The organism is Aquitalea aquatilis (assembly GCF_005155025.1).
Lineage (GTDB): Bacteria > Pseudomonadota > Gammaproteobacteria > Burkholderiales > Chromobacteriaceae > Aquitalea > Aquitalea aquatilis.
Window position 1 is genome coordinate 3273132 of the sequence record NZ_CP039731.1, and the last position, 22273, is coordinate 3295404.

A 22273-nucleotide genomic window follows, 5' to 3' on the forward strand; every position below is an offset into this window, starting at 1 on the left:
TGTCAGCACGAAAAGGCGGGAAACGCATGCTAACGTATTCAAATGCGGCTGTCAGCCTTGCTGGACGACACTTTGACTGTTTGTCAGTTGCCACCGCGTGTGGCTGGGCTGGCCATGGCGTGAGCCTGCTGCGGTGCAGGCATGAAAATTAGCATGTTTGAATATACTTGATGAAAATCAACTGGCGTGCTGGCGGAGTCGTGCATGAAAGCAGTGGCAGGAATAGCATTTCGTGTCACTTATCTACTGCATATGGGGAATATCATGTCTCAGATCGGCCGCTTATCTGCTATTTCATTTGCCGCACTCACCTTGCTGGCTGCTGCTGAAGGCACGCAGGCTTGCTCTTCCTTGCTGGTGGGCAACAAGGCCTCGGCTGATGGATCGGTCATCATTGCCCGCAACGAAGACTATTACATCAATAACTGGAACAAGCGGCTGGTGCTGCATGCGGCACGCAATGCGGAAAAAGACGAGGTCTTGAGCTTCAAGAACGGGCTCAAGGTGCCGGCACCGGCGCACTTGCTGCGCTATAGCGGGCTGATGGACTGGAATGGTGATACCCCAAGTGGCGACGGCCTGTACGAAGAACGCGGGGTCAATGAGCATAATGTGGCGGTATCTGCCAGCAATAGCGCGGAAGTGAACGAGCGCGCCAAGAAGGCCGACCCGCTGATCGATAGCGGCGTGGTGGAGGCAGCGATTCCCTCCTTGCTGCTGCCGCAGGCACGCAGCGCGCGTGAGGCGGTGACGCTGCTGGCCGGCTATATCGACCATTACGGCGCGGGTGAGGGCAATGGCGTGCTGATCGCCGACCAGCAGGAGGCCTGGTATATGGAAATCGGCTCCGGCCATCACTACCTTGCCTATCGCGTGCCGCAGGATAGCTACATCATGGTGGCCAACGGCTTGCGCTTGCATGATATCGATCTGGATGACAGCGCCAATGTAGTCGCCAGTCCTGGTCTGGCTGATTTCGTCAGCAAGCATGGCCTGCTGGACAAGGTGGATCGCCGCCGCTTCAATTTTGCCAAGGCCTTTGGCGTGATTGGCGATCGCTACAATGTGGATCGCGAATGGCTCGGCCAGCATCTGCTCAATCCCTCGCTCACCCAGAAAATCCGCCAGCAGCAGTATCCGCTGACCATCAAGCCCGAGAAGGCCATTTCGGTGAGTGATGTCGCCCGTGTGCTGCGCGCACGCTTTGATGGCACCGCGCTGGCCAGCGTCAAGGATGCCGACCGCCCGATGGGCGTGGATCGGACCATCGAAACCCACATCATTCAACTACGGGCGGACATGCCGGCCGAGCTGGCCGCGCTCACCTGGCAGTCATTTGGCAGCCCCGCCGGAGCGCTGTTGCTGCCGCTGTATGAAGGCGCGCTCAAGGACGTGCCGCAACCGCTGCGCCAGGGCTCGGCCAGCTACGATACCGTATCGGCGTATTGGGCTTTCCGCGCCAATGCCAGCCTGGCGCAGACCCAGCCGGCCAAGTACGGCCCCTTGCTCAAGGCCTGGCAGGGCAAGCAGGAAGCGCGGCTGACTACGCAGCAGGCCGCCGTGGATGGCATGTTGCGCAGCCTGCACGCCACTGCGCCGGACGCTGCGCTGGCATTTGCCAATCAGTGGAGCAACGGCATGATGCTGTGGGGTGTGCAATCGGCGCGTGACCTCAACGCCACTTTGCTGACGGATATCACCAAGTCCACCGAGAAGAAATACAGCCCGGCAGAACTGGAAAAGATCAAGGGACTGTAGGCTTGCGCTGGTTTTGAGCGGCCAGACCGTGCGGCCGGCATGCCATGGTGTGCTAGGGCCTGTTAACGCTATTTTTTTCACGGCGGCGGATGTTGAGGGGATGCAATGCGCGAAAAACCGCGCGCCGCAGGGCATTCCCTGCCAGCGCGGTTTGACACGGCAGTGCGCCGCTCAACATCCGCCCCGCAGGGCAGGCCCGACCAGCTTGCCACTGCTGCGTTGTCGGGTTTGCGCTTGGGGCCACCAAGCGCTGCACCCTCCGCCTTGCATTGACAACCTTTCAGGGCCTGCGCCGCAGAAAACATCGTGTTAACAGGCCCTAGCCGCGCGAGTCGGCCTCGGGCGGGGTGGGGGGGGCTGCTTTGGGCGTGGCTGGGCGGTCGTCGTCCATCAGGATGCGGTGGGCCGGGCCTTCCATATCGTCAAACTGACCGGAGCGGGTAGCCCACCAGAACACCACGGCGATGACAAAAGCCAGCACGATGCTAAGCGGGATAAGCAGGTAAAGACTTTCCATCAGGATTTCCGTTTGACGAGTCGCAGGGCATTGCTCACCACGATGAGCGAGCTGGCGGCCATCCCCAGGCTGGCCAGCCATGGAGTAACGTGGCCAGTCATCGCCAGTGGCAGCGCCAGCAGATTATACCCGGCTGCCCACCACAGGTTTTGCCTGATTACGCCCAGCGTCTTGCGCGCCAGTGTCAATGCTGTCGGAATCAGCGCCAGCTGATCGCCCATCAGCACCATGTCGCCGCTGGCGCGGGCCACGTCGGTGCCGCCACCCATGGCCAGCGATACATCGGCGCGGGCCAGCACCGGCGCATCATTGATGCCATCACCCACCATCAGCACCCGTTTGCCGGCTTGCTGCAACTGGCCGACAAAGGCCAGCTTGTCTTCCGGCGTGGCGCGGGCGTGCCAGTCGGCAATGCCCAGGCTGTCGGCCAGGCTTTGCACCGCGCCAGCACCATCGCCACTGAGCAGGTGAATGGCAATGCCGCGTTGGCGCAAGGCTTGCACCATGGCGGCGGCGTCATCGCGTACCGTGTCGCCAATGGCAAATACCGCCTGTGCCGCCTGTCGGTTGGCCAACACCACTAGGGTGCAGTGGGCATGCCAGTCCTGTGGCAGCTGCGCAGGTGCCGGCAGCCATTCATTAATGAATTCTGCCGAACCCAGCCGCCAGGATTGGCCGGCGATTTCGCCCTCCACACCCTTGCCCGGCGTGCTGTCCAGCCGTTCCGTTGCTGGCAGCGGCAGGTCGGCTGCCGCCAGCTTCAGTGCCTGCGCCACCGGATGTTCCGATGCCTGTTCCAGTGCGGCGGCGATGGCCAGTGTTACGGCATCGTCCAGATCGGCCAGCCGCTGCTGCGCTCTGAGTCGCATATCGCCATGAGTCAGGGTGCCGGTCTTGTCGAATACCGCGTCGCTAACCTTGGCCAGTGTTTCCAGAGCGTGGCCACGGGTGGTCAGTACGCCCAGTGCAGCGAGGTGCCCAGTGGCAGCGGTCAGCGCAGCCGGAGTGGCCAGCGACAGTGCGCAGGGGCAGGAGACGACCAGTACCGCCACCATGATCCACAGTGCCAGGGCCGGCTCGATAAAGTGCCAGGCGATATAGCTGGCGGCCGCTGCCAGTAGCAGCAGGGCGACAAACCAGCTGGCAAAGCGGTCGGCCGCCACCGCCAGTCGCGGCTTCTCTGCCAGCGCCTTGTCCAGCAGACGGACAATGCCGGCCAGCCGGGTTTCCTGCCCGGTCTGGCTGATGCGGATAAACAGCGGGCTGCTGGTATTGACGCTGCCGGCCACCACGGCATCGCCGAGCTGCTTGCTGACCGGGCGGCTTTCGCCGCTGATCAGTGATTCATTGGCGGCGCTGTGGCCATCCAGCACCAGGCCATCGCCGGGAATGGTTTCGCCCGGTTTCACCAGAATCACGTCGCCGGAATTGAGCATGGCTACCGTGGTTTCTGCGGTATCGCGGCTGGCCGGCCAGTCGTTGGCGCGGTGGGCAAAGGCCGGGATCAAACGCACCAGGCTTTCGGTGGCCTCGCCGGCCTTGCGCCGGGCGATGCTTTCCAGATAGCGCCCGCCCAGCAGCAAAAAGACGAACATCGATACCGAGTCGAAATACACGCCATGCGGAATCTTGTTGATCAGCGCCCACAGACTGGCGAAAAAGGCGGTGAAAATGCCGATGGTGACGGGGGTGTCCATGCCGACGCGGCCGGTTTTCAGGTCGCGCCAGGTGTTCTGATAGAAAGGCACGGCGGAGTACAGCATCACCGGCAGGGTAAGGATCAGGCTGGCCCAGTGCAGCAGCCACAGGAAGTCCGGGTCGATGTCGCCATCTGGTGCCAGGTACACCGGCACGGCGTACATCATCACCTGCATCATCGACAGGCCGGCGGCCCATAGCCGGCTGATGGCCTGCTTGCGCTGCTTCTGTGCCAGTGCTTCCTGCCGTTCGGCATCGTAAGGGTGGGCGCGATAGCCGATGGCGCTGATAGCCTGCAGGATCTGCGACAGCCGGATGCGGCTGTTGTCCCAGCTCACCCGCGCACGGTGGCTGGTATAGTTGATGTCCACTGCCAGCACGCCGGGCAACTGGCGGATGTGCTGCTCGTTCAGCCAGATGCAGGCGGCGCAGGTAATGCCTTCCAGCATCAGCGCGGCCTCGCGCGTTTGTCCTGCGCTGACATGGACAAAGCTTTTCTGCAATTCTTCCGAGTCGTACAGCTGAATCTGCTGCAAAATATCGGCCGGCAATACCTCGCCCTGGCGCGCACCCTGCGTGCGGTGAGCGTAGTAGTCGGACAGCCCGGAGTCGATAATGGTCTGCGCGACGGCCTGACAGCCGGCGCAACAGGTGGCTTCGGTCTTTTCGCGATAACGCACCGGAAAATCGACAGTCTCGGGGACGGGCAGGCCGCAATGGAAGCAGTGATCAGTCATGGCGCGCCATTGTAAACAATACTCGGACGCATTGCTTGATCTGGCTCAGTTTCATGACGAGTGAAATTCGCTAAAGAGCAGGCAGTGCAAGGAAAGGCAAAGCAAGATGATGCAGGCGATATTGCAAAGCGCACCCGGTGGTGCGGATACCCTTTATCTGGGAGAAACCGCCAGGCCGCAGCGCCAGACTGGCCAGCTATTGGTGCAGGTGATGGCGGCCGGGGTGAATCGTGCCGACATCGTGCAACGCAGCGGGCATTATCCGCCGCCGCCGGGTGCCAGCAGCATTCTTGGTCTGGAAGTGGCTGGGGTGGTAATCGAGGCGGATGCTGGCAGTCGCTTTCGGGAAGGCGATGCGGTATTCGGCCTGATCGCCGGTGGCGGCTATGCCGAATGCGCCGTGCTGGACGAGGCGCTGGCCATTGCCAAGCCGGATGCCATGTCGTGGGTGGAGGCTGCCAGCCTGCCGGAAGTGTGGATGACCGCCTGGCTGAATCTGGTGCAGGTGGGGCAATTGCAAGCCGGGCAAAATATCCTGATCCATGCTGGTGCCAGCGGCGTCGGGGCCACGGCCATCCAGTTGGCGCGATGGTTGGGCGCGCACCCCTTTGCCAGCGCCGGCAGTGCCGACAAGCTGGCCTTCTGCCAGGAACTGGGGGCGGAGCAGGTATTCAATTACAAGGCGCTGCCGGCCTTTTCTTCCAAGGTCAGGGAGTGGGGCGGGGTGGATGTGATTCTCGACCCGATCGGTGCCTCCTATCTGGCCGAAAACATGGCCAGCCTGAAGCAGGATGGCCGACTGGTGAATATCGGCCTGATGGGCGGCAACAAGGCCGAGCTCAATCTGGGCTTGCTGCTGGTCAAGCGGCTGTCACTGATTGGCTCCACCCTGCGTTCACAGCCGCTGACAGCGAAGGCCCGTCTGGCGCAGGCGCTGGAGCGGGAGGTGTTGCCAGCCTTGCTGGCCGGCCAGCTGCAACTGACGCTGGATAGCAGCTACCCCTGGCAACAGGCGGCGGACGCGCATGCCCACATGGAGGCCAATGCCAATCTGGGCAAGGTGGTATTGACCTTCTTTCCTGTCATGACGCCGTAATCCGTCGCCAGTACATTGTGCGGCGTGGGAGGTGCTCTGCCTCTGACTGGTATGGATGGGATTAGGGGACGATGCGGCTATCGTTCCCCTTTTTTTGCCCGCAAAAAAGCCCGTCTCTGGCGAGAACGGGCCTTGGCTGCACTGGAAGCTTTATTCGGCGGCTGTCGCGGGCGGCAGCGGTGACAGCGCTTCGATCAGGGCGACTTCCTGGGCGTAGGACAGCGCCTTCATCTTGCCCAGCAGTGCCTCGCCATCCAGCTTGAAGTGCTGGTCCAGCTCTTCGTCTATCATGCAGGCCTCCACGGCCAGCCATACACCACGGCAGGATGCGGCCTCTTCAAAGCGTACGTTTTGCAGCACATGGGCGATCAGCCGCAGCTCGGCGTCGGAGAACAGTCGCGACAGGGCGGCCTGCTCGCGGCGCACGATTTCTGCGTAGCGGTCGCAGATCTGCTGCACCCGGCCTTCGTCGCCATAGTGGTGTGCTTCTGCCTCGCCGGCCAGCGAGGTGTGATCAAACCAGGCCTCGATCAGCGGACGCAGGGTGGGCAAGTCCTCTTCCCATACCCGGTGCAGCTCATCGCGGAAGCGGGCGTTGTCGGTGAAGGACAGATCGTCAAACGGCATGGCCGGCATCACCTGCTCATCCAGGGTGCGACTGTCTACCCAGATGCGGCCTTCCTCATCGCGGCGCACTGCACCACGCCAGACGGCCTGTTCTTCGGTTGCCAGATTGTCGACGTGGATTTCCACATAGGGCAGGGTCAGTTCCAGGCCCTCGTCTTCACTCACCAGGCGCAGGGTGATGTCAAACAGGCCGTGTTTGAACACTTCCAGCAGCTGCAGCCCATCGGCATGGCCGGCCAGGATGAATTTGTCTGCTGTTTCGTATACCGCCACGTCGGTGGGGTGTTGTGCCGGTTTCATCAGTTTGGCCGACAGCTCGTCGGCCAGCTGGTTGGCGTCGTTGTGCTGCACATCGAAGCCGGTGCGATAGCCTTCATGTTCATGCCACAGGGCGTCCCAGTCATACATGGTCGACTCCTCAATATCCGGGTTTGCAGGGGGAAATGGCGCGCAGTGTAACCAAATCATCATGCCTTGTCGCGATAATGCTTTGGGTTAAGCCTGTGCTACGTGATAGAATCGTACGATTTTTCCGCTTCAACCGACCGAATTCCGAAACATGACACGACAGATTCGTAATATTGCCATTATTGCCCACGTGGACCATGGCAAAACCACCCTCGTTGACCAGTTGCTGCGCCAGTCCGGCACCTTCCGCGAGAACCAGCAGGTAGATGAACGCGTAATGGACAGCAACGATCTTGAAAAAGAGCGTGGCATTACCATTCTGGCCAAGAACACCGCCATCGAATACGAAGGCGTGCACATCAATATCGTGGACACTCCGGGACACGCCGACTTCGGTGGTGAAGTGGAGCGCGTACTGGGCATGGTAGACGGCGTACTGCTGCTGGTGGATGCCGTTGAAGGCCCGATGCCGCAAACCCGTTTCGTGACCAAGAAAGCCCTGGCTCTGGGCCTGCGTCCGATCGTGGTGATCAACAAGGTTGACCGTCCGGGCGCCCGTCCGGACTGGGTGGTAGACCAAACTTTCGACCTATTCGACAAGCTGGGCGCCACCGACGAACAACTGGACTTCCCCATCATCTATGCTTCCGGCCTGAACGGCTTTGCCAAGCTGGAACTGGATCAAGAGTCCGACAACATGCGTCCGCTGTTCGAAACCGTGCTCAAGCACGTGCCGACCCCGCCGGGCGATCCGGAAGCGCCGCTGCAACTGCAAGTTTCCGCGCTGGACTATTCCACCTACACCGGCCGCCTGGGCGTTGGTCGTGTACTGAATGGCCGCATCAAGCCGGGTCAGCAAGTTGTGGTGATGAACCATGAAGTACAAGTAGCCTCTGGCCGTATCAACCAGGTGCTGGGCTACCAGGGTCTGGAACGCGTACCGGTTGAAGAAGCCGAAGCTGGCGACATCATCATCATTTCCGGCCTGGACGATATCGGTATCGGCGTCACCATCTGTGACAAGGAACAACCGGTAGGCCTGCCGATGGTGGCCGTGGACGAACCGACCCTGACCATGGACTTCATGGTGAACTCCTCGCCGCTGGCCGGCACCGAAGGCAAGTTCGTTACCAGCCGTCAGATCCGTGACCGCCTGACCAAGGAACTGCTGACCAACGTTGCGCTGCGTGTTGAAGAAACCGAAGACTCCGACGTGTTCCGCGTATCCGGTCGTGGCGAACTGCACCTGACCATCCTGCTGGAAAGCATGCGTCGCGAAGGCTTCGAAATGGCCGTGGCCAAGCCGCGCGTGGTGTACAAGGAAGTGAACGGCGAGAAGTGCGAGCCGTACGAAAACCTGTCCATCGACCTGGAAGATGATCACCAGGGCGGCATCATGGAAGAAATCGGTCGTCGCCGTGGCGAACTGACCAATATGGAATCTGACGGCCTGGGTCGTACCCGCCTGGAATACCATATTCCGGCACGTGGCCTGATCGGCTTCCAGTCCGACTTCATGACCATGACGCGCGGTACCGGCCTGATGAGCCACGTATTCGACGACTACGGCCCGGTTAAGCCGGACATGCCGGGTCGCCACAATGGCGTGCTGGTTTCCCAGGAAAACGGCGAAGCCGTTGCCTACGCACTGTGGAAGCTGGAAGATCGCGGCCGCATGTTCGTCTCCCCGGGCGACAAGCTGTATGAAGGCATGATCATCGGCATTCACAGCCGCGACAACGACCTGGTGGTTAACCCGGTCAAGGGCAAGCAGCTGACCAACGTGCGCGCTTCCGGTACTGACGAAGCCGTTCGTCTGACCACCCCGATGAAGATGACTCTGGAATCGGCAGTGGAATTCATCGATGATGACGAGCTGGTAGAAATCACGCCGAAGTCCATCCGCATCCGCAAGCGTTACCTGCAAGAGAACGAACGCCGCAAGATGAACAAGCAAGCTTCCTGATCTTTCAGCGGAGTGACAAAAGGCAGCCAATGGCTGCCTTTTTTTACGACTAGTTTTATATGTAAGTAAATATTTAGTTGACTGGGGGTTATTTGATAGATATAAATTCAAATACGAGGTTCCCGCCTCGTATCTATCCCCGCTAAACGTTTGATCCCGGTCTCTGCCGGGATTTTTTTTGCCTAAACCCTTACAGCCGGGCCAGTGCTGCGGGAGCAGTCTGTGCGGCGGCTGCAGGCGCCATGCTGACGTCCATCGACAACAGCAGGCACAGCTTGATGGCGCGAATAACCGAAATATTGACATCGTCGCGGCTGAGAATCAGCGTGGCATCCTGTGTCGAGTGATCGTGCAGAATGGTTTCGCGCCGCGCCTGCAGGGTGTCCAGCAAGGGGTCATCCAGATAGGCGAGCAGGGTGTTCTCCTGCGGGAAAAGCAGCTTCAGCCACAGGCGCAGCCGCTCCACGCCGCGGATATTGTTTTCTTCCAGCAGAATGCTGCCCAGCTTGTGCTGTACCGCAAAGTTGTGTCGCTGCAGCACTTCGCTGCGAAACAGCTTGTCACGATGAATGGGTTTGAGTTGCTCCAGCGCATCCAGCACCAGCAGCGGGCTGCGGTTGCAGCTCAGCTCGATGAAGTCGCGCAGCAGCGCCTCGATGATGTCCCAGGCCAGTGCGGCCGCCAGCCCGTTGAGTCGCTGGAATACCACGCCACCATGCTGGCGTTCGATAAAGGAAAATACCTTGCGCATTTCCTGTTCCAGCTGATTGAGCCCGTCTTCGCTACGGATGAAGCCTGCAAAAGTGCTCTCGCCCAGCTGCTCACTCAGCCGGGCGGCCTGGCTGGCATAAACCATATCAAACGGCATGCATAGCATCGACTTGATGGCGAAGATCCGCTCCAGCGCGCCCAGGCACAGCTGGCGCAGCGCCGGGTCCGGGCTGCGGCGGATAATGGCCTGCAGTTTCAGCTGCAGTTGGGAAAACGAAGCGGCACTGCTATAGGTCACGCTGTCTTTCATTGCCTCACTCATCTGCACCATGCCCGCGCGTATTCGGATATTTGTTTAAATTGTTTTAATAATTGCAGGGTGGATGAGACTTGATTTCCCGGTCGGCGTCAAGTTAGCGCAACCGCCGCCGGCGTGCTGCGCACGAGTGGCGGGCTTATTCCACCAGCAGCATATTGGCGCGAATCCAGCCACGATCAGCCGCCTCGAAGTGCCACCATTCGCTGGCGATGCCATGAAAACCCGCTTGCTGCATACAGCTGCGCAGCAGCTGGCGCTGCTTGAGCTGCTGATGGTCGAGCAGGCCGGCCTGCAACATCTGCCTTTCCTGGCAGGGCTGTGCCAGCAGCGAGAAATCATCAAAGCGGGTGCCCATGTCCTGCTCCTGCCCGTGCTCGTTTTCTAGTGTCACATCCACCGCCATGCCAAAGCTGTGGATTGAACCACGCGCCGGGTCGGCTACGTAGATATGCTGCGGCGTGCCTTTCACCCGGTCCCACAGCAGGCGCTGCACCCGCCCGGGTCGTAGTGCATCCAGTACCCGCAAGCGCCAGCCCGGTCGTTCCGCTTGCAGGATTGTCGCCGCGCGAGCCAATTGACTGGCGGCCTGGCTGTGCAGCAGGCCACCATCAAAATCACCATACAGATTGTGTCCGATGAAGTTGTCCACGCCGGCATAGCGTAAATCCAGGTGGATGCCTGGCATCTGGTGGATTGAGATGTATTCCGGATGGGCGAGTACGTCTTCCAGCTGGATGGTGGTGATGTGCATGGGGCAATTCCGGTTGATCTGGCTCAGTCGTGGCAAACAGGCGGCATGTTGCAACAGTCGTCATCATGTAAGCAGCATTCCGCCATGTATCTTCCACGAGCAGGCAGGGCGAAGCAATGACCCGCGGCGCAGCCTGCCCGCGCAACGCAGGTGCGTCATTGTTTGCGCCAGTGCTGGGCGGCAGCTTTGCGCTTTCGGTTATGATGCGGGCTTTGGTGGCATGGCAATGCTGCAGTCACCGCATGAGGGAGATTTCAATGAAATTGCACAAGCTGCTGCTGGCGGCGTGCCTGAGCGCTGCAGCCTTGCCGGCATTGGCCGCCAAGCCTCTGGTGTTCTGCGCGGAGACAGCACCGGAAGGCTTTGATCCGGCGTTATGGGATAGCGCGTCCACTTATAATGTGACACGGCAGATTTTCCAGGGTCTGGTTGCCTTCAAGCGCGGCGGGGTGGAAATCGTACCGGCACTGGCCAGCAAATGGGAAATATCGGCAGACGGGCTGAGCTATACCTTTCATCTGCGCAAGGTGGTGAAATTTCAGCACACAGACTATTTCAGCCCGAAGCGTATGTTTTCGGCGGATGACGTGGTGTTCACCGTGCAGCGCTGGATCAAGCCCGAGCTGCCATTCAATGCTGCATTCAAGACCCAGCTACTGGGGCCGGCCAATTACGGGATCGCCCAGTCGGTAGCCAGCGTGCAGAAAATCGACTCCTACACGGTGCGACTGCAGCTGAAAGAGCGCAATGCCACCTTTCTGAGCTTCCTGGCCATGGGCTTTGCCGGCATGCAGTCAGCCGAGTACGCAGACCACCTGCTGCAGCAGAACCGCGCTGCCGACATCAACCAGCAACCAGTCGGCACCGGGCCATACCAGTTCAAGAGCTATGCCAAGGATTCGGCCGTACGCCTGCTGGCCAATCCGGACTACTGGGGGCGGCCGCAACTCACCCGCAGCCTGATTTTCGCCATCGTCACCGACCCGCAGGTGCGTATCCAGAAGCTGAAAGGCAATGAATGTCAGCTGGCCGCTGCTGTGCGCGAGGCGGATCTGGACGGACTGCAAACCGACCGCAACATCAAGGTCGACAGTACCGGGGCCATGAATATTTCCTACCTGGCCTACAACCTGAAACGGCCACAGCTGGCCAGTCGTGATGTGCGGGTAGCGCTGGATATCGCCATTGATCGCGACGCCCTGTTCAAGGCGCTGTTTCCCAAAGGTGGTGCCACGCAGGCGGTCAATCCGTTTCCGCCGGCGGTATGGGGCTGGAATGGCAAAACCCGCAATGAATACAATCCGGCGCGCGCGCGCCAGTTGCTGGCCAAGGCAGGCTACCCGGATGGCTTCAGCATCAATCTGTGGGCCTTGCCGGTGCAGCGGCCAACCAACCCCAATGGCAAGCTGATGGCGCAGATGATCCAGCAAGACTGGGCCAGGATAGGCGTCAAGGCCAATATCCAGAGTTATGAGTGGGGCGAGTATCTGAAACGGGCGGGGCAGGGCGAGCATGATGTCTACATGAGTGGCCTGACCAGCGACTCCGGCGATCCGGATGATTTTCTGTGGACTTCACTCTCCTGCAGCGTCAGCAAGAATGGCCAGCGTTTTTGCAATCAGGAATTTGACCAGCTATTGCTGAAAGCCCGGCAGACCAACGACCGCAAGCAGCGCACGGCTTACTACCTGAAAGCGCAGGACATTTTCAAACGCGAACGGCCGTGGATCACCATGGCGCATTCGCGCATTTACATTCCAATGCGCAAGGAAGTACAGGGCTTTGTGATGAATCCGAACGGTTCGTTCGGCTTTGAGGATGTCTATGTGAAATAGGCCGCCCCGGCTGGCAGCGGGATTGTTCCCGCTGCCAGCAAGGTCTGGCTTGTTGACTGCGTTGGCAGTCTGTTCCCGCTTGCACGCATCTTCCCCGATGTGTTCGCACATCGTTGCCGGAGCCTTCCCCAAGGCCTGCCCGGCAGCTTGTCACAGAGTATTCAGGCGGCTGGCATATTGTTGCCTGCTCGCTGTATCTGTTAGTCCTATCTTACTTATTTCTGAGTAATTACTCAGATAATCTGCAGATAATTCGTGAAAATACCTAAGTAAACCTACGTACTGTTGTACTAATGTCATTATTGTGAAGCTTACGATTGAATAATTAACTTGTATTTGGTTTAAAAATTGACGTATTGAGTCATAAAACCGGCCGTCCGCAGCCTGCTTGCCTATGCTTTACCAGAATTTACCTGCTTATTTGCAAGCATACAGCCGCGTATGTATTTAAAATAAGCCAACTGAACGACTGGGCGCTCAGACCCGGCACAGTGCAGTTCTTCATCATCATCAAGCTCTGGAATGTTTATGCACATCAAGCAAGCTTCACCCGCTCTCAAGCTTGTCGCCGCATTGCTGCTGTCCGCTGCACTGAGCAGCTGTGGCAAGTCGCAAACCGGCGGCATGCCTGCTGCCGGCCCGGTCAGCGTCGGCATCATCACCCTGCAAGCGCAGGATACCGTTCTCAGCCGCGAGTTGCCGGCGCGTATTTCCGCCTTTACCGTGGCTGAAATCCGTCCGCAGGTTGGCGGCATCATTCAGAAGCGCCTGTTTGCCGAAGGCAGCGAGGTCAAGGCCGGTCAGGTGCTGTACCAGATCAATCCCGACACCTACCAGGCCGCCTACCAGACCGCCCAGGCCAGCCAGGCCAAGGCCGAGGCAACCCTGACATCGGCAGAACTCAAGGCCCGGCGCTATGCGCAGCTGGTGGAAATCAAGGCCATCAGCAGCCAGGACAATGACGATGCCCATGCCGCCTTGCTGCAGGCGCGTGCAGACCTGGCCACCGCCAAGGCTGCCGTGGAAACCGCCCGCATCAATCTGGCCTACACCCGCATCACCGCGCCGGTTAGCGGCCGCATTGGCAAATCCAGCGTGACCGCCGGCGCCCTGGTCACGGCCAACCAGACCACCGCCCTGGCCACCGTGCAGCAACTGGCGACGGCCTATGTCGACATGACCCAGTCCAGCACCGAGCTATTGCATCTGCGCCGTGACTTTGCCAAGGGCGCAGTGCAAAGCCAGCCGGGCAAGGCCAAGGTAAAACTGATCCTGGAAGACGGCAGTGAATATGCCAAAGAGGGTGAGCTGCAGTTCTCCGACATCACGGTGGATGCCAGCACCGGCATGGTGACGCTGCGCGCGGTGTTCGATAACCCCACCGGCGAATTGTTGCCCGGCATGTTTGTCCGTGCGCGGCTGGAGCAGGGGGTGCGCCAGCATGCCTTACTGCTGCCGCAGCAAGCGGTAACGCGCAACCAGAAGGGTGATGCCATCGTGATGGTGGTGGGCCAGGACAATAAAGTCAGCGCCCGCACTATCAAGACCAGCCAGACCGTGGGTGATAAGTGGCTGGTGGACAGCGGCCTGCAAGGGGGCGAGCGCATCGTGGTGGAAGGATTGATGAAGGTACAGGATGGCGCAACCGTCAAACCCGAAGCGCTGAAAACCAACGCATCCGCCGCCAAGTAAACCGGGAAAAGATTCATGTCGAAATTTTTTATTGACCGGCCGATCTTTGCCTGGGTGATCGCCATCGTGATCATGCTGGCCGGCCTGCTGTCGATTCGCAGCCTGCCGGTGTCACAGTACCCGGCCATCGCGCCGCCGCAGATCGCCATCAACGCGACTTATCCCGGTGCTTCGGCCAAAACCGTGGAAGACAGCGTGACCCAGGTGATCGAGCAGAAGATGCAGGGTATCGATCATCTGCGCTACATGAACTCCACCAGTGACGACACCGGTGCGGTCAGCATCACCATGACCTTCGATGCCGGCACCAATCCGGATACCGCACAGGTGCAGGTGCAGAACAAGCTGCAGTCTGCCATGGCTGCCTTGCCCACCGTGGTGCAGCAGCAGGGCATTACCGTGACCAAGTCGGCGCGTAACTTCCTGATGGTGGTGGGTTTCGTCTCGGAAGACGGCAGCATGAACGGCACCGACCTGGGTGACTATGTTGCCAGCAACCTGCAGGACACCCTCAGCCGGGTCAATGGCGTGGGTGAAGTGTCCTTGTTCGGCTCGCAGTATTCGATGCGTATCTGGCTGGACCCCAACAAGCTCAACAGCTACCAGCTGACCACGGGTGACGTTTCTACCGCCATTACCGCGCAGAATGCCCAGGTGTCGGCCGGCCAGCTGGGTGGCCTGCCGGCCAAGCCGGGCCAGCAACTGAATGCCACCATCGTTGCTCAGACCCGGCTGTCCAGTGCCGAGCAGTTCGGCAAAATCCTGCTGAAAGTGAATGCCAATGGCTCGCGCGTGCTGCTCAAGGATGTGGCCCGCATCGAGCTGGGTGCAGAAACCTACCGCACCAAGGCCCTGTTCAATGGCAAGCCGGCTACCGGTGTAGCCATCAAGCTGGCCAGCGGTGCCAATGCACTGGACACGGCTCAGGCCGTGCGCAACAAGGTGGCCGAGCTGTCGGCCTACTTCCCCAAGGGTGTAAAGGCGGTGTATCCGTATGACACCACCCCCTTCGTCAAGATCTCCATCGAAGAAGTGGTGAAGACCCTGGTGGAAGCCATCGGCCTGGTGTTTGTGGTGATGTATGTCTTCCTGCAAAACTTCCGCGCCACGCTGATCCCGACCATTGCCGTACCGGTGGTGCTGCTGGGTACCTTCGGCGTGATGGCCGCCACCGGCTTTTCCATCAACACCCTGACCATGTTTGGCCTGGTGCTGGCCATCGGCCTGCTGGTGGATGATGCCATCGTGGTGGTGGAAAACGTCGAACGGGTGATGAGTGAAGAGGGCTTGCCACCACGCGAAGCCACGCGCAAATCCATGGGGCAGATTACCGGCGCGCTGATCGGCATTGCGCTGGTACTGGCCGCCGTGTTTGTGCCGATGGCCTTCTTTGGCGGCTCCACCGGCGTCATCTACCGTCAGTTCTCCATTACCGTGGTGTCGTCGATGGCGCTGTCGGTACTGGTGGCCCTGGTGCTGACCCCGGCCCTGTGCGCCACCCTGCTCAAGCCAGTGGAAAAAGGCCACGGCGTCGGCCATGAATACGGCGGCGTGTTTGGCTGGTTCAACCGCACCTTCGACAGCAATAGCGAGCGCTATCAGGGTATCGTGGCACGCATGCTGAAAAAATCACTGCGTTATATGGTGATTTACATCGGCATCATCATCGCCATGGCAGTGTTGTTCATGCGTTTGCCGACATCCTTCCTGCCGGAAGAAGACCAGGGCATTCTGTTTACCCAGGTGCAATTGCCGCCGGGTGCCACCCAGGAACGTACCGATGCTGCCTTGCTGCAAGTGCAAAAGCATTTCCTGCAAGACCCGGCCGTCAACTCGCTGTTTACCGTTTCCGGCTTCGGTTTTGCCGGCAGCGGCCAGAACATGGGTCTGGGCTTTGTCCAGCTCAAGCCCTGGGATCAGCGTAACCGGCCCGCCCTGACCGTGAAGGCGGTCGCCGGCCGCGCCATGGGTGCATTCAGCCAGATCCGCGATGCCATGATCTTTGCCTTTGCCCCGCCAGCCGTGATGGAGCTGGGCAATGCCTCCGGTTTCGACCTGCAACTGCAGGACCGTGCCGGTCTGGGACATGACAAGCTGATGGCCGCCCGCAACCAGTTGCTGGGCATGGCCGCCAAGAACCCGCTATTGATGGCGGTGCGCCCCAACGGTCTGAGCGACAACCCGCAATACCTGCTGGATGTCGATCACGAAAAGGCCAATGCCCTGGGCGTGTCCGTGGCGGACATCAACAGCACGCTGAGCACGGCGGTGGGCTCCAGCTATATCAACGACTTCATCGACCGTGGCCGCATCAAGAAGGTTTATCTGCAGGGCGATGCACCCTATCGCATGTCGCCGGAAGACCTGGGCAACTGGTACGTGCGCAACAGCAGCGGCAGCATGGTACCGTTCTCGGCCTTTGCCAGCTCGCACTGGGGCTTTGGCTCGCCGCGTCTGGAGCGCTACAACGGCCAGTCGTCGGTGGAAATCCAGGGCTCACCCGCTGCCGGTGTCAGTACCGGTACGGCGATGAGCGAGATGGAACACATGATCAAGCAGCTGCCGGCTGGCATCGGCTACGAATGGACCGGGCTGTCCTATGAAGAGCGCCTGTCCGGTTCGCAAGCACCGGCGCTGTACGCCATATCGCTGCTCATCGTCTTCCTGTGTCTGGCCGCGCTGTATGAAAGCTGGTCGATTCCCTTCTCGGTGATGATGGTGGTGCCGCTGGGGGTGATCGGGGCCTTGCTGGCCGCCAGTGTGCGCGGCCTGTCCAATGACGTGTACTTCCAGGTGGGCCTGTTGACCACCATCGGCCTGGCTTCGAAGAATGCCATTCTGATCGTGGAATTTGCCAAGGAGCAGCAGGAGCACGGCAAGGAACTGATTGCCGCCACCATGGAAGCCGTACGCATGCGGCTGCGCCCCATCCTGATGACGTCGCTGGCTTTCATCCTGGGCATCTTGCCGCTGGTAATCAGCCATGGCGCCGGTTCCGGCAGCCAGAATGCCATTGGTACCGGGGTGATGGGCGGCATGATTTCGGCCACCGTACTGGCGATTTTCCTGGTTCCGGTCTTTTTCGTGGTCATCCGCCGTCGCTTCCCGCCCAAGAAACTGGCAGACGACATGCACGGTATCAGCAAGGAGGGCCTGTAATGTCCCGATTCATCAAGCTGTGCAGCCTGTCGCTGCTGGCTAGCGCACTGGCGGGCTGCTCGCTGATTCCACAGTATCAGCAGCCTGCGTCGCCAGTGGCGGCGCAATGGCCGAGCGGCCCGGCTTATCTGGGCGTGCCGGCCGGCAAGACTGGCAGCACCCCGGCCGAACAACTGGCCTGGCAGCAGTTTTTTACTGATCCGGCCATGCGGCAGCTGATAGGGCTGGCGCTGGAAAACAATCGCGATCTGCGCGTGGCTGCACTGAATATCGAAGCGGCGCGCGCGCAGTATCAGATTGAAAAAGCCAATCTGTTCCCGGCTATCAGTGCCAGCGGCAGTGGCAGCAACCAGCGCGTACCGGCCAGCGTCAGCGCTACCGGCAAGGAATACATCAGCCATAGCTACACCGCAGGTATCGGTTTCAGTGCCTACGAGCTGGATGTGTTCGGGCGCTTGTCCAGCCTGAAACAGCAGGCGCTGGAAAACTACTTCTCGCTGGAAGAAACCCGGCGCAGCACGCAGATTTCGCTGGTAGCCGAAGTGGCCAATGCCTATCTGACCCTGCTGGCAGACCAGCAGCACTTGCAGGTGGCGCAGAACACGCTCAAGTCGCAGCAGGCTTCGTATGAGCTGACCCGGCGCAAGCTGGAGGTGGGCGCGGCAACCGAGCTGGATCTGAGCGATGCCGACACCACCGTGCAGTCGGCACTGGCCGATCAGGCCAGCTATCAGCGTCAGGTTGCGCAGGATGAAAACGCGCTGACCCTACTGGTGGGCACCAGCATTCCGGCGGGCATCCTGCAAGGAGGCCAACTGGAAACCCAGAGCCGGCTTACCGACTTGCCGGCTGGCCTGCCGTCCGAGCTGCTGCAGCGCCGCCCTGACATTCTGGCGGCGGAGCACGACCTGAAAGCAGCCAATGCCAATATCGGTGCGGCGCGGGCGAAGTTTTTCCCCAGCATCAGCCTGACGGCCAGTGCCGGGTCCAGCAGCAGCAATCTGTCCGATCTGTTCAAGGCAGGTAGCGGCAGTTGGAGCTTCAGCCCTTCCATCAATCTGCCCATCTTCAATGCCGGCAGCCTGAGCGCCAATCTGGAATCGGCCAAAGTGGCACGCGACATCTCGCTGGCCAAGTATGAAAAGGCCATTCAGACTGCTTTTGGCGAGGTAGCCGATGCGCTGGCAGTGCGTGGCACGGTGGGCACCCAGTTGCGGGCGCAACAGGCCTTGGTGCAGGCCAGTCAACGCAGCCTGCAGCTGTCTGAAGCCCGTTTCAAGGTGGGGGTGGATAGTTATCTCACCCTGTTGCTGGCACAACGCAGCCTGTATTCTGCGCAGCAAAACCTGATCAGCACCCGCTTGTCGCAGGCCTCCAACCTGGTGACCCTGTACAAGGTGCTGGGCGGCGGCTGGCAAGCGCCGGAGCAGGGCAGCTAAGCAAAGACCGCCGTGCCTGCTGCATGGCGGTCTCTGGTAATACTCCAAAGGCCGGGCAATGTACCCGGCCATGATTCCGGTGATGACAAGATGGCACGCAAAACCAAAGAAGAAGCAGACAAAACCCGACAGTTGCTGCTGGATGCTGCCGAGCAGCTGTTCTGGGAGCACGGCGTCAGTAAAACCACGCTGGCTGGCATTGCCGCACACGCCGGCCTGACCCGTGGGGCCATTTACTGGCACTTCGACAACAAGTCCGACCTGTTCAACGCCATGTGCGAACGGGCCTTCCCCCAGTTCGAAGAACTGATGCAGGCGTTGCTGGTTGAGGACTACTGTCCGGGGCTGACTCCGGCGCAGCGTTTGTGGCAACACAGCTGCAGTGTGCTGCAGCTGGTCACCACCAGTCAGCGCGTCGCCCGCGTGGTGGGCATCATCAATTTGCGCTGCGAATTCGTCGGCGAAATGCAGAACTCCTATCTGCTGGATCGCTCCTGGCTGATGGAAAAAGTAGGCAATCTGCACGCCATGCTGAGTCAGGCGGCGGAAAGAGGGCAGGTCAGGCCGGGTATTGATCTTGCCTGTGCCTCCGGCTGCCTGCATTCGATGATTTGCGGCCTGGTCGACAGTTGGATGCTCAATCCGCAGGTGGTCGATCTGGAAAATCACTGCGAGCAGCTACTGACCCCATTTTTTGCCGGGGTGTTTGTTGCCGATTGCTGGCTACCCGCACCGCAGTAAAGTGCAGGATCTGATTGTCCCTTTTGCGCAATACTGACTACACTGTCATGGCCATGGCGTAGCTGTCTTGTCGGACAGTTGTGGCCATCCTGGATATCAGCGGCCAGGAATGCAGCCAGGCAGTCGTTTCAGTCAGAGAGTACATCATGTTCAAAAAAATATTCGGCGGCTTGCTCGGGCGGGGAGAGTCGACAACGAACAATGCACCACCGCCGCCGCGCGCTGCTGTGCTAGCAGAGGAGGCTGCCGCGCAGGCAACGCCTTTCAAGCTGCCGCAGACACTGGGCTTTGTTTCGCACCAGCCCATTCAGGATCAGTCGCAACGCATTGTTGCCTACGAATTTGCGGTCAAGGACAGTCTGGCGGTGGCCCGGCCAGCGGCCAGTCGGCGCAGTTTTGACCAACTTCTGTTCAATACCCTGAAAAACATGAATATTTTCCGCCTGCTGGCTTATCGGCGGGCGTTTATTCATGTGTCACTGGCTTCGCTGGACGATTTGTTGCAGCAGGAATTGCCAGCGGCCAGCGCCATTTATCTGCTGGAACTGCTGGATGGCGAACAACTGGCCGACACCGTGATGCCGCAGCTGGATGCGCTGCGTGCAGCCGGGCTGCGCTTTGCCGTGGAGCCGGCACGCTACGGCACCGCCCCGGCGGCGCTGGAACTGTATCAGCGAGTGGATTACATGGTGCTGGATTTCGCCGCGCCCAATACGCGGGCGCTATTTCCCTTGCTGGAACAATTACCGCAGCGTTATCCGCAAATGCGCTGGTTGGCCCGCAATATCAATACCGCCGAAGAGCTGGCACTGTGCCGCCACTCGGCCAATAGCGACCGCTTTGCCCTGTTTCATGGCTCATACCTGTCGGTAGCGCAAAACCGGGTCAGTCAGAAAGAAGGTGCCAGCCAGGGGCGGGTGCTGGAAATCATGCGCCTGCTGCGTGCCAATGCACCGGTGGCCGAGATTGAAGCCCAGTTCAAGCTGGATTCGCTCTTGCTGTTCAAGCTGCTGCGCTTTGTCAATTCGCCGGTCAATGGCCTGTCGCGCAAGATCCAGACCATCGATGAGGGCCTGATGCTGCTGGGACGCAGCGCGCTGTTCAAATGGCTGTCCCTGCTATTGTTCACCTCGGATGGCGACGGTGGTGCCACCTTGTCGCTACTGGAAAAATCGCTGATCCGCGCGCACTTCATGGAAGAGCTGGGCATTATCCGTGGCAACAAGCTGGAAGCCGAGCATCTGTTTCTGACCGGCATGTTTTCCCTGCTGGGCGATCTGCTCAACCTGACGCTGGCCGAAGCGCTGGAGCCGCTGGACCTGCCCTTCATGATTTCGGATGCCCTGCTGCTGCAAAAAGGGCTGTTTGCCGCCCCCTTGCAGCTGGCCCAGGCTTGCGAGCAGGACGATGGCGAACGCATCACCGAGCTGGCCGAGCAAATGGATGTAGACCTTGATCAGGTCAGCAGCGTGTATATGGAAGCGGTGGTGTGGGCGCAGGAAGTACTGAGCGAGAGCGAAGTACAAAGCAATGTAGAAGCGGTGTAACGCAACCATCCCCCCCCCGGAGCCAGTTCCACCTACCGGGGAAGGAGCAGGTCGGTTGGCTATGCTCTGCCAGCCGACCCCAGTCCGGCACTAGTCGCGTGCGCGCTTGCCAGGCTTGCTCCAGTTGACGGTGGCCTGATGTCGGTCATCATCTTCGGTATGCAGGTAACGCCGGGTGGTTTCAATCTGAGAATGACGCAGATTCTGACTGACAGTCAGCAGCGGCAGGCCGGCCTCCAACTGATGCGAGGCCGAACTGTGTCGCAACCAGTGCGTGGTGGCGTGTTCCAGATTGCCGGCAATCTGGCTGTGGCCGCTGGCTCGGGCATCATCTGCGGCGGATTTCATGATGGATTTGATGATTTTGTACAGCGAATCGGCGCGGATTGCGGCCATTTCACCATACACGCTGCAAACCAGCGGCGTGGTTTCAGCCGGCGAGGGCAGGGGAGTCAGTCCCAGAAAACTGCGATAGCGCTGCAAGGCAGTCAACAGGGCAGCCGGCACCGGTACCAACCCCTCCTTGTCACCTTTTCCCGTCACCCGGAACCACCAGTTGCCCCGGATCAGCCGTATGTCTGCCATGCGTGCTGCTGGAATTTCGCGCAAGCGTGCCGCAGTGTAGTAGTACAACGAAATAATCCACAAAGCCCGCTCGGCATGGCGTTTTTCCCGCTCGGTTTCTGCCGGCAGGGTCTCCAGCCAGTTGAACAGGAAATCGATGGTTTCCTTTTCCAGCAGGCGTTCATCATGAATGGCCCGTGCGTCGGGTGAGCGGCCACGCTTGAGTGCGAACGGGTTGTGGCGCAGATAGCCAGCCTCAACCAGATAGCGGAACAGATTGGCCAGGATGACCTGGGCCTGCAGGCAGGACGATTCCGACAAACCGTGCTTGTGCGGCGACCACTTGGCAAATGGTTTCCAGTCAGGATGGCTGCGCGGCCGGGTTGGCCCGCACCAGCTGACATCCGGATTGCGCAGAAAATCGCTGTATTCCAGCACGTCATCACGATTGATATCCGACAGGTTCTTGCCGCGCTTGAGCGAGGCCCACAGCAAAAAGCGCTCGGCCTCCTTGCGATACGAATCCAGCGTTCGCGGCCGGCTGCGGTATTCCTTGAGCCAGGTGCGCACAGCCTCGACATCGGAATCGGCATCAATCAGGCAAGCGCCTTGCTGGCGATTCCAGCCGTGGGCCGTAGCAGGCTGCAGCGTCGCCGAACTGGCAGTTGCCGACTCGCCATCTGATTCAATGATCAAGGCAGGGAAATT

General features: G+C 60.0%; 15 protein-coding genes. 9 read left to right on the forward strand and 6 right to left on the reverse strand.

What is annotated here, in order from left to right; genetic code table 11:
• Positions 1–264: 264 nt before the first annotated feature.
• Positions 265–1758, forward strand: a complete 1494-nt coding sequence (locus FAZ30_RS15330; protein WP_137009764.1) for a C69 family dipeptidase — start codon at positions 265–267, stop codon at positions 1756–1758.
• 319 nt (positions 1759–2077) lie between these two features.
• Here the strand turns inward: FAZ30_RS15330 and ccoS are convergent, their stop codons facing one another.
• Both ccoS and FAZ30_RS15340 read right to left on the reverse strand, forming a co-directional pair.
• Positions 2078–2275, reverse strand: coding sequence for a cbb3-type cytochrome oxidase assembly protein CcoS (gene ccoS, locus FAZ30_RS15335; RefSeq protein WP_137009765.1), 198 nt, complete (start codon positions 2273–2275; stop codon positions 2078–2080).
• Complete coding sequence (locus FAZ30_RS15340) at positions 2275–4710, reverse strand: heavy metal translocating P-type ATPase (protein ID WP_137009766.1); 2436 nt, start codon at positions 4708–4710, stop codon at positions 2275–2277. The genes ccoS and FAZ30_RS15340 overlap by 1 nt, the downstream gene beginning before the upstream one ends.
• Positions 4711–4816: 106 nt before the next feature.
• On the opposite strand from FAZ30_RS15340, the gene FAZ30_RS15345 reads away from it, so the two are divergent.
• Positions 4817–5806, forward strand: a complete 990-nt coding sequence (locus FAZ30_RS15345; protein ID WP_246043367.1) for an NAD(P)H-quinone oxidoreductase — start codon at positions 4817–4819, stop codon at positions 5804–5806.
• A 150-nt stretch (positions 5807–5956) separates the two neighbouring features.
• Here the strand turns inward: FAZ30_RS15345 and FAZ30_RS15350 are convergent, their stop codons facing one another.
• Positions 5957–6841, reverse strand: coding sequence for a hypothetical protein (locus FAZ30_RS15350; RefSeq protein WP_124641049.1), 885 nt, complete (start codon positions 6839–6841; stop codon positions 5957–5959).
• A gap of 151 nt (positions 6842–6992) precedes the next feature.
• Between FAZ30_RS15350 and typA the strand changes: the two genes are divergently transcribed.
• Positions 6993–8807, forward strand: a complete 1815-nt coding sequence (gene typA / locus FAZ30_RS15355) for a translational GTPase TypA (RefSeq protein WP_124641046.1) — start codon at positions 6993–6995, stop codon at positions 8805–8807.
• A 190-nt stretch (positions 8808–8997) separates the two neighbouring features.
• Here the strand turns inward: typA and FAZ30_RS15360 are convergent, their stop codons facing one another.
• Positions 8998–9828, reverse strand: a complete 831-nt coding sequence (locus FAZ30_RS15360; protein ID WP_124641044.1) for a hypothetical protein — start codon at positions 9826–9828, stop codon at positions 8998–9000.
• Positions 9829–9973: 145 nt separating this feature from the next.
• Positions 9974–10588, reverse strand: a complete 615-nt coding sequence (locus tag FAZ30_RS15365; RefSeq protein WP_137009767.1) for a M15 family metallopeptidase — start codon at positions 10586–10588, stop codon at positions 9974–9976.
• A gap of 257 nt (positions 10589–10845) precedes the next feature.
• Here FAZ30_RS15365 and FAZ30_RS15370 point away from each other — a divergent pair, with 257 nt between their 5' ends.
• From FAZ30_RS15370 to FAZ30_RS15395, 6 genes are all read left to right on the forward strand, one after another.
• The gene (locus FAZ30_RS15370) at positions 10846–12423 is read left to right on the forward strand and encodes an ABC transporter substrate-binding protein (protein ID WP_124641040.1); all 1578 of its coding nucleotides are present in this window, start codon (positions 10846–10848) and stop codon (positions 12421–12423) included.
• A 528-nt stretch (positions 12424–12951) separates the two neighbouring features.
• Complete coding sequence (locus FAZ30_RS15375; protein ID WP_124641038.1) at positions 12952–14115, forward strand: efflux RND transporter periplasmic adaptor subunit; 1164 nt, start codon at positions 12952–12954, stop codon at positions 14113–14115.
• A gap of 15 nt (positions 14116–14130) precedes the next feature.
• Complete coding sequence (locus tag FAZ30_RS15380; RefSeq protein WP_137009768.1) at positions 14131–17274, forward strand: efflux RND transporter permease subunit; 3144 nt, start codon at positions 14131–14133, stop codon at positions 17272–17274.
• Entirely contained in the window at positions 17274–18713 is a 1440-nt protein-coding gene (gene adeC, locus FAZ30_RS15385; RefSeq protein ID WP_124641034.1) for an AdeC/AdeK/OprM family multidrug efflux complex outer membrane factor, read from the forward strand. Before FAZ30_RS15380 ends, adeC begins: the two co-directional genes overlap by 1 nt.
• Before the next feature lie 90 nt (positions 18714–18803).
• On the forward strand, positions 18804–19454 hold the full coding sequence (locus FAZ30_RS20435) for a TetR family transcriptional regulator (RefSeq protein WP_124641032.1): 651 nt from the start codon (positions 18804–18806) through the stop codon (positions 19452–19454).
• A gap of 146 nt (positions 19455–19600) precedes the next feature.
• Positions 19601–21001, forward strand: coding sequence for an EAL and HDOD domain-containing protein (locus FAZ30_RS15395; RefSeq protein ID WP_137009769.1), 1401 nt, complete (start codon positions 19601–19603; stop codon positions 20999–21001).
• A gap of 90 nt (positions 21002–21091) precedes the next feature.
• On the opposite strand, the gene FAZ30_RS15400 is transcribed toward FAZ30_RS15395, so the two are convergent.
• Positions 21092–22261 (reverse strand): tyrosine-type recombinase/integrase, encoded by a 1170-nt coding sequence (locus FAZ30_RS15400; RefSeq protein WP_168190861.1) that lies wholly within the window; start codon positions 22259–22261, stop codon positions 21092–21094.
• Positions 22262–22273 lie beyond the last annotated feature (12 nt).

What these genes read in the sequence shown, in the direction of transcription:
- FAZ30_RS15350 (WP_124641049.1), bottom strand. Translation starts at nt 6,841, where the DNA reads ATGTATGACTGGGACGCCCTGTGGCATGAACATGAAGGCTATCGCACC.
- FAZ30_RS15370 (WP_124641040.1), top strand. Translation starts at nt 10,846, where the DNA reads ATGAAATTGCACAAGCTGCTGCTGGCGGCGTGCCTGAGCGCTGCAGCC.
- FAZ30_RS15380 (WP_137009768.1), top strand. Translation starts at nt 14,131, where the DNA reads ATGTCGAAATTTTTTATTGACCGGCCGATCTTTGCCTGGGTGATCGCC.
- FAZ30_RS15340 (WP_137009766.1), bottom strand. Translation starts at nt 4,710, where the DNA reads ATGACTGATCACTGCTTCCATTGCGGCCTGCCCGTCCCCGAGACTGTC.
- FAZ30_RS15330 (WP_137009764.1), top strand. Translation starts at nt 265, where the DNA reads ATGTCTCAGATCGGCCGCTTATCTGCTATTTCATTTGCCGCACTCACC.
- typA (WP_124641046.1), top strand. Translation starts at nt 6,993, where the DNA reads ATGACACGACAGATTCGTAATATTGCCATTATTGCCCACGTGGACCAT.
- FAZ30_RS15345 (WP_246043367.1), top strand. Translation starts at nt 4,817, where the DNA reads ATGATGCAGGCGATATTGCAAAGCGCACCCGGTGGTGCGGATACCCTT.
- adeC (WP_124641034.1), top strand. Translation starts at nt 17,274, where the DNA reads ATGTCCCGATTCATCAAGCTGTGCAGCCTGTCGCTGCTGGCTAGCGCA.
- FAZ30_RS15375 (WP_124641038.1), top strand. Translation starts at nt 12,952, where the DNA reads ATGCACATCAAGCAAGCTTCACCCGCTCTCAAGCTTGTCGCCGCATTG.
- ccoS (WP_137009765.1), bottom strand. Translation starts at nt 2,275, where the DNA reads ATGGAAAGTCTTTACCTGCTTATCCCGCTTAGCATCGTGCTGGCTTTT.
- FAZ30_RS15360 (WP_124641044.1), bottom strand. Translation starts at nt 9,828, where the DNA reads ATGAAAGACAGCGTGACCTATAGCAGTGCCGCTTCGTTTTCCCAACTG.
- FAZ30_RS15395 (WP_137009769.1), top strand. Translation starts at nt 19,601, where the DNA reads ATGTTCAAAAAAATATTCGGCGGCTTGCTCGGGCGGGGAGAGTCGACA.
- FAZ30_RS20435 (WP_124641032.1), top strand. Translation starts at nt 18,804, where the DNA reads ATGGCACGCAAAACCAAAGAAGAAGCAGACAAAACCCGACAGTTGCTG.
- FAZ30_RS15365 (WP_137009767.1), bottom strand. Translation starts at nt 10,588, where the DNA reads ATGCACATCACCACCATCCAGCTGGAAGACGTACTCGCCCATCCGGAA.